This is a genomic window from Providencia alcalifaciens (genome assembly GCF_020271745.1).
GTDB classification, from domain to species: domain Bacteria; phylum Pseudomonadota; class Gammaproteobacteria; order Enterobacterales; family Enterobacteriaceae; genus Providencia; species Providencia alcalifaciens_B.
On the sequence record NZ_CP084296.1, the window covers coordinates 3,979,451 to 3,994,704 of the forward strand.

The 15,254-nt window shown below is 42.8% G+C and carries 11 protein-coding genes; 5 read left to right on the forward strand and 6 right to left on the reverse strand.

Translation table 11 applies throughout. From position 1 onward, the window contains the following. Window positions 1-9: 9 nt before the first annotated feature. Window positions 10-4,683, forward strand: coding sequence for a tetratricopeptide repeat protein (locus tag LDO51_RS18450; protein ID WP_225575720.1), 4,674 nt, complete (start codon window positions 10-12; stop codon window positions 4,681-4,683). 88 nt (window positions 4,684-4,771) lie between these two features. Here LDO51_RS18450 and LDO51_RS18455 read toward each other — a convergent pair whose 3' ends face one another. Then, window positions 4,772-6,211 carry a sensor histidine kinase gene (locus LDO51_RS18455; protein WP_225575721.1) on the reverse strand — a complete coding sequence of 480 codons (1,440 nt, stop codon included), beginning with the start codon at window positions 6,209-6,211 and terminating at the stop codon, window positions 4,772-4,774. After that, entirely contained in the window at window positions 6,208-6,876 is a 669-nt protein-coding gene (tctD, locus tag LDO51_RS18460) for a transcriptional regulator TctD (RefSeq protein WP_225575722.1), read from the reverse strand. Before tctD ends, LDO51_RS18455 begins: the two co-directional genes overlap by 4 nt. A gap of 356 nt (window positions 6,877-7,232) precedes the next feature. Here tctD and LDO51_RS18465 point away from each other — a divergent pair, with 356 nt between their 5' ends. The 3 genes from LDO51_RS18465 to LDO51_RS18475 are packed head-to-tail and all read left to right on the forward strand — an operon-like array spanning window position 7,233 to window position 10,168. Then, window positions 7,233-8,207: a Bug family tripartite tricarboxylate transporter substrate binding protein gene (locus LDO51_RS18465; RefSeq protein ID WP_225575723.1), complete on the forward strand. Its 975-nt coding sequence runs from the start codon at window positions 7,233-7,235 to the stop codon at window positions 8,205-8,207. A gap of 10 nt (window positions 8,208-8,217) precedes the next feature. Further along, window positions 8,218-8,649: a tripartite tricarboxylate transporter TctB family protein gene (locus LDO51_RS18470; protein WP_225575724.1), complete on the forward strand. Its 432-nt coding sequence runs from the start codon at window positions 8,218-8,220 to the stop codon at window positions 8,647-8,649. A gap of 10 nt (window positions 8,650-8,659) precedes the next feature. After that, window positions 8,660-10,168: a tripartite tricarboxylate transporter permease gene (locus LDO51_RS18475; protein WP_225575725.1), complete on the forward strand. Its 1,509-nt coding sequence runs from the start codon at window positions 8,660-8,662 to the stop codon at window positions 10,166-10,168. Between the two features lie 340 nt (window positions 10,169-10,508). Here the strand turns inward: LDO51_RS18475 and LDO51_RS18480 are convergent, their stop codons facing one another. Both LDO51_RS18480 and fabB read right to left on the reverse strand, forming a co-directional pair. Beyond that, window positions 10,509-10,766, reverse strand: coding sequence for a hypothetical protein (locus LDO51_RS18480; RefSeq protein ID WP_225575726.1), 258 nt, complete (start codon window positions 10,764-10,766; stop codon window positions 10,509-10,511). Window positions 10,767-10,928: 162 nt separating this feature from the next. Continuing rightward, window positions 10,929-12,140: a beta-ketoacyl-ACP synthase I gene (gene fabB, locus LDO51_RS18485; RefSeq protein WP_108478571.1), complete on the reverse strand. Its 1,212-nt coding sequence runs from the start codon at window positions 12,138-12,140 to the stop codon at window positions 10,929-10,931. Between the two features lie 201 nt (window positions 12,141-12,341). On the opposite strand from fabB, the gene mnmC reads away from it, so the two are divergent. Beyond that, a complete protein-coding gene (gene mnmC, locus LDO51_RS18490; protein ID WP_225575727.1) occupies window positions 12,342-14,372 on the forward strand; it encodes a bifunctional tRNA (5-methylaminomethyl-2-thiouridine)(34)-methyltransferase MnmD/FAD-dependent 5-carboxymethylaminomethyl-2-thiouridine(34) oxidoreductase MnmC in 2,031 nt (676 codons plus the stop codon). 51 nt (window positions 14,373-14,423) lie between these two features. Here mnmC and LDO51_RS18495 read toward each other — a convergent pair whose 3' ends face one another. Both LDO51_RS18495 and LDO51_RS18500 read right to left on the reverse strand, forming a co-directional pair. Continuing rightward, window positions 14,424-14,957, reverse strand: coding sequence for a GNAT family N-acetyltransferase (locus tag LDO51_RS18495; protein WP_225575728.1), 534 nt, complete (start codon window positions 14,955-14,957; stop codon window positions 14,424-14,426). 22 nt (window positions 14,958-14,979) lie between these two features. Beyond that, window positions 14,980-15,252, reverse strand: a complete 273-nt coding sequence (locus LDO51_RS18500; protein ID WP_225575729.1) for a YfcL family protein — start codon at window positions 15,250-15,252, stop codon at window positions 14,980-14,982. Between the last annotated feature and the right edge of the window lie 2 nt (window positions 15,253-15,254).

The window sequence follows — 15,254 nt, forward strand, 5'->3', positions numbered from 1 at the left end:
GACAAAATAATGATGACTAAACAACTGAGAATAGGTCTTTTTATATTTATAATAATTGCCATTTCAATTGGCATTTACCTTGTAAATACTTCCAGCAAGTCTAATTCAGCGCAAGCAGGTTACGATTTATATCAACAAGGCGAAACTGAAGCCGCTTTTGCGCTATTTCAAAATAGCGCAGAGAGCGACTCTCAATCTGCTTATGCGCTAGCCATGATGTATAAAGACGGGATTGGAACACTGTCAGATGACAAAAAAGCGCAATATTGGTTGGAAAAATCAGCCTCACAGGGCAACAAAAGCGCACTCTATAATCTTGGCTTTTACCGCTATAACCAGGAACTCGAGGGGACTTCTGACGATCAGTATGGTTTAGTATCACTAACAAAATCTGCAGATCTTGGCGTACCAGAAGCTCAGATTATGGTCGGGGGTATTTATATGGCAGACGAGACTGATAAAATCCCGCAAGATATTGAGTTAGCTCGTCAATATTTTACACTTGCAGCAAAGCAAGGTTCACCATTCGCGCAATTTGCCCTTGGCTATATTGCCCATGATTTTGACAAAGATAATAAAAAAGCAGTCGAAATCTTAACCCCTCTGGTAAGTAAAAGTTTTCCATTACCAGCCATGTTGCTTGCAGAAATTTATACCGAGGGAGGGAATGGCGTCACACCGAATAAATTTTTTGCAGAAAAATATGAGAAAATGTCAATCGCATCTGCCTTCGACTTTATTTCAGATGCAAATGAATTTGAGCCCGCCCCACTATCTATTTATGGGTCTCTGACACCAGAAGAAAAACAAAAAATCGTTGAAGATTTAGACAAGAGAGCTCGCCAAGGTGATGAAGTCGCCATTTATATTTTATATCAGAAATATATGACTGGTGATGGAGTCAAAAGAAATAAGAATATTGCATCCGCATATTTACGCCCTTTAATACAACAGCGCGCACCAAAGGCTTTATATTTAAATTACCTTGCTGATAGAAATAATATCGATGATTTAGTCGAAGCTGCTGAACATGAATACCCAGATGCCATGTATCAAGCATACCAAATTTTTTCGGGAAATACCTTTGACTATAATATTGACCGTAATGACACACTTGCCAATAAATATCTCATGGGTGCGGCAGATTTAGGCCATCATGATGCTCTCGTGAAGATCGTTGAGAAATCAATCAACAGTTATCAATTCCCAAATCGTCAGTTAGTTGATTTGACAACAAAATACACACCAATATTAATGGAGAAATACCCTAATTCACCCGAAGCACTTATCGTTGCAAGCCAAGTATACAGTGAAGAAGATAGCCCATTATATTCGCCAGAAAAATCCTTTTCCGCACTAGAAAAATCCAATAAATTGGCCCCTGATTATGATTCTCAAGTCCAATTAGCCCGTTATTATATTCGGGGTTTTGGTACAAAAACAGATTTAGAAAAAGCGGTTAAAATACTCAAACCCAACTTAGATAACCAAGGTAGACCTTCCACTGCCGATCGTTTGTTAGTTCAACTCTATTATCACACTGATATTCAGGCGTATATAGATGAAAAAACGATCATTGATATTCTAAAAAATGATGTGATAGAAAGAGAAAATTATACCTTAGCGCATTTCTATGCCAATTATTTATTACGAGAAGATCCTGAAAAGAATAGTCAGCTTGCTTTCAAACTATTTGAAGAATCGAGTGATTATTCCTCGAATGCACGAATTTACTATGCTGCTGCATTATTAAAATATAAACCTGAACAAATCGACCTTGCCGCCAGGATCATTGCCAGTTTGCTCTCTTCGGAAGATAGTATGGCAGAGTTGACCCCTAATGAAAAAGATACCGCTAATGATATCCTACTCGAAGTTGCCTTCCAAACAATTGAAACTAAACGTTTATTAATAAATTTAGCGCTGTATGATAACAACCCCAAAGCCCTTGCTCTCGTAGAGCCACTCGTTGGTAATGATGCGGATATTACCTACTTGTATGGCATGACAAAACTATCTCAATTAGATAATGTAAATCGTTTAAGCGACGATGAACTAAAACCCTATTATGACACTCTTCTCAATGCAGCTGAATTAGGCAGTTCATCGGCTTATTTATATATAGCTCAAAATCTTGATGCCGTTAATTATTATAATGATAGAACCGCCTATTATAAAAACCGATTCCAACAAATCACGGGACTCAAACCCACTGACCTAATTCCAACATATAAGAAATGTGCAAAATTAGGCAATAACCGATGCTTATATGAATTAGGTGAAATTTATCAAGAAGGAAAATATGGGGAAGACTCTAACTATGATATTGCATTGGAATATTATGGGAAAATATCAGACCCCGACTTTAGTTTTTTAAAATCACGCAAAACGGAGATTGAAAGAGCAAAAGCCCGATTTATTCAGATTCAAAATGATGCGAATAACAGTGACCCTGAAGCATTACGTATGCTCGCTAATGCCTATAAATTTGGTAATTATGGGCAAAAAATTGACGATGAAAAATGGCTTAAATATTTAACCATCAGTGCAAAATTCAATAATAAGCAAGCCTTAAATGACCTAGTAGATTATTACAGCCAAGACGAATTCATTGATGCTAATAAAGCCAAGATATTAGCTTACTATGACCAACTCGCTGAATTAGGTGACCAAAGTTATACCCGCGAATTAGCACATCAATATTTAAATGGTAGCCGCCTTGTTGAGCCTGACCGCCAAAAAGCCCGTGAGTATTATATTAAGTCAGGAAGTTGGGGCGATCAGTATCTTCGATATATGAACACATACGACCTTGGCATGAAAATGTTAAATGAAAGCCCATCTGCAAAATTCAATGTCGGGGATGCTTATTTATATGGTCATGGCGTAAAACAAGACACCAATGAAGCAATTAAATACTTAAAACAAGCGAGTGATGAAGGAAATAATGCGGCCATACAGCGTTACACTGAACTACTCTACATGGGCATTTATGATAAAGAGAAACACCAATGGGTAGCCGAGCCGGATTGGGATAATGCCATATTCTATTTAAGAAAACACACGGAGCCTGAGCGTGTAAAAACCTATCTTGAGGTATATGAGACCCTCGTAGAGCCCGCACAAAAAGGGGATGCATCCGCTTATGCTAAATTAGGTGACTGGTATTATTCTTGGGGAAACAACGCTGCGGCACAACTGTACTATATAAAAAGCATTGATGCAGGTAACATTGCCGCTTATCGGCTCTTAGACCGAGTCACTGAAGAGCCTGCTGTGAAACGCCAAAATTATTTGGATGGAACCGCAAAGGATGACCTTTTTTCCAAGGTACAACTTGCCAGCGTCTATTTACATGACGCCAATATCGATAAAAACTCACCGGATTATCATCTTGCTCTGCAATATCTCGATATTGGGATGAAATCTACCGATGCTTCAATCTCAGAAAATGCATTTCAACTATTAGCCGATTTATATAAAAATGGCGTTGTATTGAAAAATGATCAAATTCTACATAGTGAAAATAAAGAAAAGTACCTTGAGTTAATTCAACTTCAATCTGAAAAACGCCCTGAAGCCTTAATTCGTTTATATAAATATTATGCTGACATTGATAATCCAAAAGCTCTCGATTATTTATATCGTGCTTATCAGCAAGGGGATTTAAATGCTACCTTCATGCTATATGAACTCAATAATCCGGGGGAATACTGTACCAATAGTCGTAAAGCAGACATCGATAAGTCGAGTGTTTACTTAAAAGAATGGCTCGACAAAAAACAATTCGGAAAAAATACAGATAGGAGTTATATCCAAGAACCCGAAAGTTTAAGCAAAAACATGGGAGACATATACCTAGAGGGCAGCTGTGATACAGCCAAAGATATCGATAAAGCAATTGAATGGTATCAAACTTCGTTGAAGTATCATGATACCCATGCACTAAATAAGCTGTATCAAGCTTATGTCGAAAAAAAGGATGCTAAACAAGCTTACTACATTGCATTACGTTTAGAGAAAGACACTGAGTACATTGAGTTATTAAACACCTTGTTACCGCAAGAACGACAAGAAATAGAACAGCGATTTGCCGATGAGCAAGCATTCCAAAAATATGGCCGTTTTGCTCAGCAAATTGAAGAAAAGCGTCTCAAAGCCGAAGCCGGGGATCGTATCGAAGCATTCTCATTAGGCATCAGCTATGCGCGAGGCGAAATGGTACCTCAAGATACGCAGAAGATGATCTACTATTATCAATTAGCAGGGAAAAACGGCTATTCACGCGCCTATAACATCTTAGGAAATCTGTATCGTAAGGATAATGAAAAAGGGATTGAAAGAGATTACCCGAAAGCACTTTATTACTTTGATTTAGGCGCAAAACAGAATGATAGTAATACCGCGCATTTAGCGGGGGATATGCTCTATTTTGGGCAAGGCATTCCTAAAGATTATGCCCAAGCAGCGAAGTATTATGAAATCACTGACTTAGAGCAAGGTGCCCATCACGCGATGGCAAAATATAAGCTTGCCTACATGTATTACAACGGTTTGCTTGGTACTAAGAGCAGAGAAGATATTCAAAAAGCGCATGACTATCTTGAGATAGGTGCAAAATACTTAGATAAAGACTCGACCGCAGCATTAAAGGAATGGGATTTTAGCATATTAAATCAATAGGTTAATTATTTCCATTCTAAGTTCATCACAAAGTCGATATTTGTTCGATGAATAACACTCCCCTCTCCAACTTTCTTGAAGGGGGGAGTTAATCTTGATTCTTCGGCGCCCGACTCGATTTCAAAGTGATACGCACCAACAGTCCGCCGAGATGCTCACTCTTTAGGAGCTGCAATTCTGAGCCGTGATAACTGGCAATATCTTGAACTAAAGCTAACCCCAGCCCCGAACCTTCCAAGCCCTTGGCATTATTTAATCGCATAAACGCTTTAACAGAACGATGGATATGCTTATTAGCAATACCCGGTCCCGAATCTTCAACTTCCAGTTTCACCATGGATTTATGCTGCTCATCCATCATCACGCGCACAGTAACTATCCCTTTCTCTGGGGTATATTTAATCGCATTATCGATTAAGTTAGCGCACATTTCCGCCAGCAAAATAGCATCCCCTTTAACCCAGCAATGATCTAATCCTTCATAACCTAAATCAATCTGTTTACTCTCTGATTGCCCCAAGCGGGTAAAACAGACTTGCTGAACAATTTCGACTAAATTCACGGCTCGATATAGCTTTATCGCTTCCTTTTCGTGCTCTTTTAAACGCGCAAGCTGTAATAACCGATCAGTTAATACAATGGTGTTATCCAACGTTTTATTAATAGCTTGCAAACTTTGCTGTTTCTGTTGCTCATCATCGCTATTGAGTGCCACTGAAACTTGAGTTTTTAATACCGCTAACGGGGTTTTTAATTGATGAGAAGCATCGGCACTGAAACGTTCTTGGCGCTTTAACATACGCTTTAACCGCTCCACATAACGATTAAGAGCATCAACAAGTGGCGAAAGCTCCGACCATGGCAACACATTTGGAATTGGCGTGAGGTCATTCGCGGCGCGACCCAACATGAGATTAGAAAGCTTTTTCAGCGGTGTTAATAATTTACGTAGTAGCAAATACGCCAATATCAGTGTCACAACCACCACGGTACCTTGGCTCATTAAAGCCGAGATCAGTAGTTGATTGGCAAAATCTTGCCGAGCATACACCGTTTCAGCGACACGGATCTCGACCATACCTTGGATCCCACCTTCGTTAATCGGTTGGAAAAAGGTCGCCACTCGAATGGGTAGTCCCATATACTCCGCATCATAAAAGTAGACTAAAGCAGTGTAATGTTGAGAACGCATCCAGTAAGGTGGGATTGGCGGTAGGTCATCATAGCCAGAAATGGTTTCCCCGTGAGGAGCGATGACTTGGTAAAACAGACGGTCATTGTTATTCAGCTCAAAGCTATCAAGAACCACATAAGGCACATTCACGGAAAGATGTTCATCCACAACTTGCAATCGCTCCGCCACCGTCCTCGCCGACGCGAGCAATGTTCGGTCATAGGCAAGGTTTGCGGCGTTTTTAGCACTATAATAGTGGGTATAAACAGAAAAACTTCCCAACAAAATGAGGGGGATACCGAAAAATAGCAGCAACTGATGAAAGAGAGAGCGTGGATGAGAGACTAATTTCATACACTACACTGCTCCAATCGGTATCCCAATCCGCGTAACGTATTGATATTAATATCTGAACCCGCAAGTTTTTTGCGGACCCGATGCACATACAGTTCAATACTTTGTAAATTGGCTTCATCCGACAGTGAGAATACCTGCTCAAATAATTGTGTTTTTGAAACAGGTCGCCCTCTGCGATGAAAAAGCGTATTCAATACCGCGTATTCTCGCGGGGTTAAACCTAACGGCTCCGTCTTCAGTGAAAAATAGCCTTCGTCATGAAAACAGAGATCACCAAAACACTGGTCGCTATTCACATTCCCTTGGCTCCGACGTAATAGCGCACGCACTCGAGCTTCTAATTCCGCAATATCAAAGGGTTTAGTCAGGTAATCATCCGCTCCTGCATTCAACCCTTTCACACGATCGGCCACATCTGAATTTGCTGTCAATAACAGCACGGGAATTTCTTGATGGCGTTTACGCATCTGGGCTAACACATCCAAACCACTCATCCGTGGTAATGAAACATCCAATACCACCAATGAATAATTTTCAGTTTGTAATAACTGGTCAGCGCTATAGCCATCACAGGCAATATCAACAGCAAATCCCGATGCTGTTAAGGCTTTTTGTAACCACAATGACAACTCTTCATGATCTTCAACCAATAACATTCTCATTCGTCGCCCACTCATTATGATTATTTATGCGTATAAGTTGGCACTCTCTCGATTGAATGAAAAGTGTTAAACGTGATATTTACCGAAGCTATCACAACAATCCTTCGTTAACCCGCTGCCACAAATAAAAATTAACATTAAATTAACATGATTATGAAGGGAAAATATAAAACAATCTGATATGTATCACATAAAAATAATTTTATTTGTTAATGAAAGGTAAATGAAAGGTTCTCGATACAATGATGAGTGGCGAACAAACATTATCCGCAGCTATTCATCTACAACGACATATCCATAACGACATAACCAACAACAACCAAGTAACTTAATTATTGTCTAGTGAGGAATGAAGCATGAAGAAGTTCACAATCAAAACCTTAGCAGCAGCAATTTTTTTAGTTGGCGTTAACCAAGCAATCGCGTTACCTGAAAGAACCGAATGTATTGCCCCTGCCAAACCTGGTGGTGGCTTTGATTTAACCTGTAAACTCGTTCAAGTCTCCATGCTGGAAACCAAAGAAATCGAAAAACCGATGCGTGTGACTTACATGCCAGGTGGAATTGGCGCCGTCGCTTACAACGCCATTGTGGCTCAACGCCCAGCTGAGCCGGGAACCATCGTCGCATTCTCTGGTGGCTCCTTGCTCAACCTTGCTCAAGGTAAATTTGGTCGTTACAACGAAAATGATGTTCGCTGGCTCGCGAGTGTTGGCAGCGACTATGGCATGATTGCCGTGCGTGCAGACTCCCCTTATAAAACCTTAGGCGAACTGATGGACGCCTTCAAAAAAGATCCAAACAGCATTGTCTTCGGTGCAGGTGGCTCCATCGGTAGCCAAGATTGGATGAAAACCGCGCTACTGGCCAAAGCTATCGACTTAGACCCACGTAAAATGCGCTATGTGGCTTTCGAAGGCGGCGGCGAAACACTGACAGCCCTGTTAGGTAACCACATCCAAGTGATCTCTGGTGATATCAGTGAAATGACTCCCTATATTAGCGACGGAAAAATCCGCATCCTAGCAGTGTACGCGGATAAACGCTTACCGGATGGACTCGCTAATATCCCAACGGCTAAAGAGCAAGGCTATGACATTGTTTGGCCAATCATTCGCGGATTCTATATGGGGCCTAAAGTTTCTGACGCAGATTACAACCAATGGGTTGAAGCCTTCCAAAAATTACAACAAACCGACGAATTTAAAAAGCAGCGTGAATTACGTGGTTTATTTGAATACAACCTTTCAGGCCCAGAACTGGACGCTTACGTGAAGAAAGAAGTTGAGAACTACCGTGAGCAAGCACGTTCCTTCGGGTTAGCGAAATAACGGAGCTACTATGAGCCAACGCATATTTGCCATAGTCTGGCTGATACTGTGTGGGATCGGGCTGTATATCGGCTGGGGCATCCAAAGTGAGTTTAGCTATGAACCACTGGGCCCCCGCCCCTTCCCGATAGCCATACTGTCATTAATGACCCTGTGTGCACTCGCACTCCTGCTTGGCCGCCAAGAAGCCGTTGAATGGCCAAAGCCCTATGTCTTGCGCCGTTTAGTTTTATTAATCATTACATTAGTCATTTATGCATGGGCGTTTGAATGGTTAGGATTCCCATTAGCGACCACTTTACTGACCATCAGCGTTGCCCTGTTATTTGGTGCAACCCCAATAGCCGCCCTAATTTCCGGTCCGATTCTTGGTCTTTCGTTGTTTTACGCCTTCGACAAATTGCTCGATGTAACATTGCCAATCGGCGAACTTTTTAGCTAAGGAGAAAAGTATGGAAACGTGGATGTATTTATCTCAAGGCTTTGAGGTAGCGCTTATCCCTCAAAATATTATGATAGGGTTGATTGGTTGCTTTATCGGTACGATTGTCGGGATGTTACCGGGTCTTGGTCCCATTAACGGCGTCGCCATTTTATTACCTTTAGCATTTGCGTTGAAGCTCCCTGCTGAATCTGCACTTATTTTACTGGCTACCGTTTATCTAGGCTGCGAGTACGGAGGACGAATTTCTGCGATCCTATTGAACGTTCCTGGTGACGCCGCGGCGATTATGACCACGTTAGATGGTTATCCGATGGCGAAGCAAGGTAAAGGAGGCATCGCGCTCTCGATTTCTGCCGTCAGTTCATTTATCGGTTCCACTATTGCGATTACTGGGATCATTTTATTTGCACCATTACTGGCACAATGGTCGCTCGCCTTCGGGCCTGCTGAATATTTCGCGTTGATGGTCTTTGCTATCGCGTGTTTAGGCAGCATGATGAGCCAAAATCCCGTCAAATCGCTGCTCGCAGCATTGATTGGTTTGGCACTAGCAACCGTCGGTGTCGATGCCAACTCTGGGGAATACCGTTTTACCTTTGACAGCGTTAACCTATCCGATGGCGTCCAATTTATTGTCGTGGTTATTGGACTGTTCTCTGTGAGTGAGATATTACTCATGCTAGAAAGCACGGCGACCGGGCAAGGTTTAATCCGCAAAACAGGTCGAATGTTATTTAGCAAAAAAGAAGCCAAGGCCTGTGCAGGTCCAACATTACGATCCTCATTTATTGGCTTCTTCGTGGGTGTTTTACCGGGTGCGGGGGCGACTATCGCTAGCGCCATCACCTATATGACCGAGAAAAAAATTGCGGGGGATAAAGGGACATTTGGTGAAGGGGATGTTCGAGGTGTCGCAGCACCTGAAGCGGCCAACAACGCCTCTGCTTGTGGATCATTTATCCCGATGTTGACCCTCGGTGTTCCGGGTTCGGGTACGACGGCAGTGATGATGGGGGCTCTGACTCTGTATAACATCACCCCAGGTCCGGGGATGTTCACTGAACAGCCACACATCGTTTGGGGATTAATTGCCGCGCTGCTCATCGCTAACGTTGTGTTGTTAGTAATGAATATTCCGCTGATTGGCCTATTCACACGTATGCTCACCGTACCACTGTGGTTTTTAGTCCCTGCGATTGCTTGTGTCTCTGCGGTTGGCGTTTACGCCGTACACAGCACCACTTTTGACCTACTGCTAATGATGGGGCTTGGGGTATTCGGCTATATATTGCGAAAGATGAACTTTCCACTATCTCCGCTGATCCTAGGGTTTGTTTTGGGTGAAATGTTAGAACAAAATCTACGCCGCTCGTTATCTATCAGTAATGGGGATTTCAATATTCTATGGAGCAGTACTATTTCTAAGAGCTTATTAATTCTGGCGGTGTTGGTTCTGGTGTTACCACCCATTGTGAAACTCATTCGCAAACGTCGCCGTCAGGCTGCTCAAGCATAATTCCAAACTGTACGTTATGACTGAAAGATTTAGCCCCATAAAAATGGGGCTTTTTTTGTATATTAGAATACTGATTCTTTGCTTCAAATAGCCCTGTTCATATAGCTATTCACTTCCCTCATCAATAGTTGGTGTTTGCACAATAAATACAAACCATACACCGTATTATCTATTCTTCATTTTCATTGCTTTTTATGTTGAGCATTTATATGCAGCTTGAAGATAAGATACTTGCGGATAACGCTGATAATAGTAATGGAAACTTCAATATTCGATAGGCTGGGCGGTTTATCGTGGTCAATAAAATTTGCCCCATAACGATCTCGGGGCAAACTTTTCATTAATAAAACGGATATTTCGTATAACTCAACAAGGTAATATTTTTATTACTCGCGTCTTCGCCATAATAAACATGTTTTGATGGTGGCGTGGAAACCTCAACGGCTTCTTTTTGTCGCTTTTCAAAAAGTGGAAACATAGTTTTAGTATTAAATGCACGCTTAATTTTTGCAGGGAATAGTCCTTTAATGCTTTTAATCAATGCATTAGCCAAAATTTTTAAATCATTTTTCCAAATCTTACACCGCGTGAAATCCATATTAACCCCTTATTGATACATGAATAGAGCAAATATCATGGCACTATTTTCATTACGGTAATTTAATAAAATGATGATTATGGTGACGACAATATTTAAGCCATAAAAAAAGCGAGAGCCTTGGCCCTCGCTTTCTATTCAGTGCAATTTAGTGAATGAAACTTACGCTTTGTATTTGCTCATCACTAACGTTGCGTTGGTACCACCGAAACCGAAGCTGTTAGACATTACTGTGTTCAGTGCTTGCTCAGTTGGTTTAGTGATGATGTTCAAGCCTTTCGCTTTCTCATCTAAATTCTCAACGTTGATGCTTGGTGCGATAAAGCCATGCTCTAACATCAGCAAGCTATAAATCGCTTCTTGAACGCCTGCTGCACCTAAAGAGTGACCTGTCATCGCTTTGGTTGCAGAAAGTGCTGGGCAATCGTGACCAAACACTTCTTGGATTGCTTCTAACTCTTTAGTATCACCGACTGGCGTTGAAGTACCGTGTGTGTTGATGTAGTCGATTTTATCAACACCGTGCATTGCCATTTGCATACAACGCACTGCGCCTTCACCAGATGGAGCCACCATGTCAGCACCGTCAGACGTTGCGCCGTAGCCAACCACTTCTGCGTAAATGTGTGCACCACGCGCTAATGCGTGCTCTAACTCTTCAACCACGACGATACCGCCACCGCCCGCAATAACGAAACCATCACGGTCTTGGTCATACGTTCTTGATGCTTTCGATGGAGTTTCGTTGTACTTAGTAGACAGAGCACCCATTGCATCGAACTCACACGTCATTTCCCAGCTCAGTTCTTCACCGCCACCTGCAAACACAACATCTTGTTTGCCCAGTTGGATCAGCTCAACCGCGTGACCGATACAGTGTGCAGACGTTGAACATGCAGAGCTGATTGAGTAGTTAACGCCTTTGATTTTGAACGGTGTTGCTAAGCAAGCAGAAATACCCGAGGCCATTGCACGAGTCACCATATATGGACCCACACCACGCAGACCTTTTGCACGCATACCATCAGAACCGGCTACTTGGTTACGAGGAGAACCACCACCTGAGCCGACAACAACACCCGTACGCAGGTTAGAGACTTGGTCTTCCGCTAAACCTGAATCTTTAATCGCCTGTTCCATTGACAGGTAAGCATAGACAGAGCAATCACTCATGAAACGGCGGACTTTACGGTCAATTAGGCCTTCAGTATCCAGCTTTACATCACCCCAGACATGGCTACGCAGCCCTGCCTCTTTAAATTCTTCTGAGAAAGTGATCCCGGAACGACCTTCCTTCAGAGAAGCCAGTACTTCTTCCTGGTTATTACCAATGCTGGAAACAATACCTAGGCCAGTTATGACTGCACGCTTCATTCGTTACCTCATGTCTATAATTATATGATTACGGGATTACAGGTGTCACTTTAGCTTACACTTGTACGCTGAACAAGTCCGATCAGGGTAAATATTTGTATTTTTTTTATCATGACACAAATAAGGCTTTTATGTGACGGTAGCCTTACGCTGATATCAGCGTTAGAATTTGAATATGATTTTGCAATAACGGGCTTAAACGTGAAAAAGACAGCTGTACAAACCGCTCACCTCAGTTGGAATGAGGAAGGCACACCGATTTCAGAACAGTTTGAAGACATCTATTTTTCTAACCAAAATGGGTTAGAAGAGAGCCGCCATGTGTTTTTGCAGGGAAACCATTTTCCACAGCGATTTCTAACACACCAAGATGAAACTTGTGTGATCGCCGAGACAGGATTTGGTACTGGATTGAATTTTCTCGCTTTATGGCAAGCCTTCAACCAATTCAAAGCCGAAAACCCCAATGCAAAATTACAACGATTACATTTTATTAGCTTTGAAAAATACCCTTTATCAAAAGTAGATTTAATCGCCGCACACCGTTGTTGGCCTGAGTTAACCAAGCTCTCGGGGCAATTATGTGAACAGTGGCCACCCGCTCTCCCCGGTAACCATCGAATTATTTTAGAAAATGGTGCGATCACCCTAGATTTATGGATTGGTGATGTAAATACGCAAATATCCATACTTAATGATAATTTAAACAATAAGATAGATGCATGGTTTTTGGATGGCTTTGCGCCGTCAAAAAACCCGCAGATGTGGAGTGAACAGTTGTTCGCTGCAATGGCCAAATTTGCGCGTCAAGGTGGGACATTTGCCACCTTTACGGTAGCTGGATTTGTCAAACGCGGATTACAACAAGCGGGCTTTACTATCATGAAGACCAAAGGATTTGGTCAGAAGCGTCAAATGTTGACGGGGGTATTAGAAAATAATTTTACTCGCCCGATGGCGCCTTGGTTTGCGCGTCAACCTGCCTCTCATACCGATGATATCGCGATTATTGGCGGTGGAATTGCCAGCCTCACCTTAGCCCGTTCACTCAGAAAACGCGGAGCGAATGTCACTATTTATTGCAAAGACCAGCAAGTCGCTCAAAACGCATCAGGAAACCGTCAAGGCGCAGTCTACCCCTTATTAACCGGAAACGATAATGCCTTAGAACGTTTTTTTGTTAGCGGCTTCCCGTTTGCGACTCGCGTTTACCGACAACTTGGCACGCAAGGTCTCGAGTTTAATGGACAATGGTGTGGGGTAAGCCAAATGGCGTATAACCCTAAATCCACCAAAAAAATCGACAACATGCTGCAAACCGAATGGCCGGAAGAGTTTGCTGTTGGCAAAGATAGACAGCAGCTCAGTGAACTTAGCGGTGTGGATGTCAATCATCGAGGTATTTATTACCCCACTGGTGGATGGCTATCTCCTGCGCAATTATGCGAAAGCTTAGCGCAAAAACTCACTGAAGAAGGTGTCAATTTCCACTTTGGTTTGTCAATCAATGATTTACAGCGCTCAGAGGAAAGTTGGGAGCTGACACTCGATAACCAAAAAAAAGCCCATCATCAAACCGTGGTGATTGCCAATGGCCATTTACTGAATCAATTTGAGCAGACTCGGAATCTGCCTATCACCCCTGTACGAGGGCAAGTCAGCCATATCCCGACAAACCCAACATTACAGCAATTAAAAACCGTGCTGTGCTTCGAAGGTTATATGACGCCAGAAGATACCACAAACCAGCACCATTGCTTGGGGGCGAGTTATCAACGAGACAATTTGAGCCTTGAGTACTCAGAGGAAGAGCAGCAAGAAAATCTGCAAAAGCTGCTCACCAGCCTACCGGATGTGGATTGGACGGCGCAGGTAGATATCTCTGACCAACAATCACGCCAAGGGATCCGCTGCGTGATCCGCGACCATATGCCGCTACTCGGCAATGTGCCTGACTTTGATGCTTTAATGCAGCAATATGAGGATTTACCCGATCAACTACATCGCGAAAAATCTATCTCGCCATCGCCAGCGTATCCAAATCTATTTGTGTTCGGCGCATTAGGAGCGCGAGGGCTGTCCACGGCCCCACTTTGCGCTGAAATATTAGCCGCACAAATTTTTGATGAGCCGATGCCTGCCGACGATGACGTACTTGCCGCATTACATCCAAATCGTTTTTGGGTGAGAAAATTACTGGCGGGACGCCCAATCACCACGAAAGAGGCGTAAACGAAAAGAGGGCTTCCATTTGGAAGCCCTCAGAACGAAGCAATATTGAGATTAATTAATACTCAACTGCATAGCACAGCGATCAATCGCTTGAAACCCAGCATCTACTTCGTGTTGCAAGATATCTTGTAATTCGCGCGTCAATTGCACCTCTTCCATTATTGAAAAACCAAGGCGCTGATAATACGGTGCATTCCACGGAATATCACGAAACGTGGTCAATGCAACCTGACCAATCTGTTGGGATTGTGCGAACTCGATAACCTGCTGAATAAGCCACTTACCTAAGCCTTGCCCCTGCGCTGACTGCTGAACTGAAAGCTCCACAATATGCAGGCTATCGCTCAAATGCGCTGCCATAATAAAGCCAACTGGCTGGTCATGATTATCCACAGCGAGCCACTCTAAGCCATTCGCAATACACTCAACGTGGTTTTCTACCGGTTGAACCTCGCCTTGGGCAATCCAATCAAACTTAGGATGTCCGGCAAAAGTTTGCCCCGCAGACGCTTCTACCTCAGGTAAGAATTGGGCATCTTCATGGGTTGCTAATCGAATGGAATACATGCCATTAATAGAAGACATATAATCAATGGGATACATACAATTAACGCACAGTATCTAGCAGTGTTTTCCACATACCCAGCACTAGGATTTGGTCTGGAGGGGTCAGTTCACCGGCTTTGATGGCGTTTTGGATACTCAGCTCAACGCGCTGATACAATGCATCAACACTGGTTTCGTTCTCTTCTTGCAGCTCTGCCACAGCAAGGGTTAAGTGACCACGCAGATAGCCACCAGCAAACAGCTCATCATCGCTGGCGTGTTCAACCATATCATCAATTCTTGTCAGTATGCGTGTTTCAAAATCCGCAAGCATGC

Coding starts and splice junctions, on each gene's coding strand:
- LDO51_RS18450 (WP_225575720.1), top strand. CDS start 10: ATGATGACTAAACAACTGAGAATAGGTCTTTTTATATTTATAATAATT.
- LDO51_RS18455 (WP_225575721.1), bottom strand. CDS start 6,211: ATGAAATTAGTCTCTCATCCACGCTCTCTCTTTCATCAGTTGCTGCTA.
- tctD (WP_225575722.1), bottom strand. CDS start 6,876: ATGAGAATGTTATTGGTTGAAGATCATGAAGAGTTGTCATTGTGGTTA.
- LDO51_RS18465 (WP_225575723.1), top strand. CDS start 7,233: ATGAAGAAGTTCACAATCAAAACCTTAGCAGCAGCAATTTTTTTAGTT.
- LDO51_RS18470 (WP_225575724.1), top strand. CDS start 8,218: ATGAGCCAACGCATATTTGCCATAGTCTGGCTGATACTGTGTGGGATC.
- LDO51_RS18475 (WP_225575725.1), top strand. CDS start 8,660: ATGGAAACGTGGATGTATTTATCTCAAGGCTTTGAGGTAGCGCTTATC.
- LDO51_RS18480 (WP_225575726.1), bottom strand. CDS start 10,766: ATGGATTTCACGCGGTGTAAGATTTGGAAAAATGATTTAAAAATTTTG.
- fabB (WP_108478571.1), bottom strand. CDS start 12,140: ATGAAGCGTGCAGTCATAACTGGCCTAGGTATTGTTTCCAGCATTGGT.
- LDO51_RS18495 (WP_225575728.1), bottom strand. CDS start 14,957: ATGTCTTCTATTAATGGCATGTATTCCATTCGATTAGCAACCCATGAA.
- LDO51_RS18500 (WP_225575729.1), bottom strand. CDS start 15,252: ATGCTTGCGGATTTTGAAACACGCATACTGACAAGAATTGATGATATG.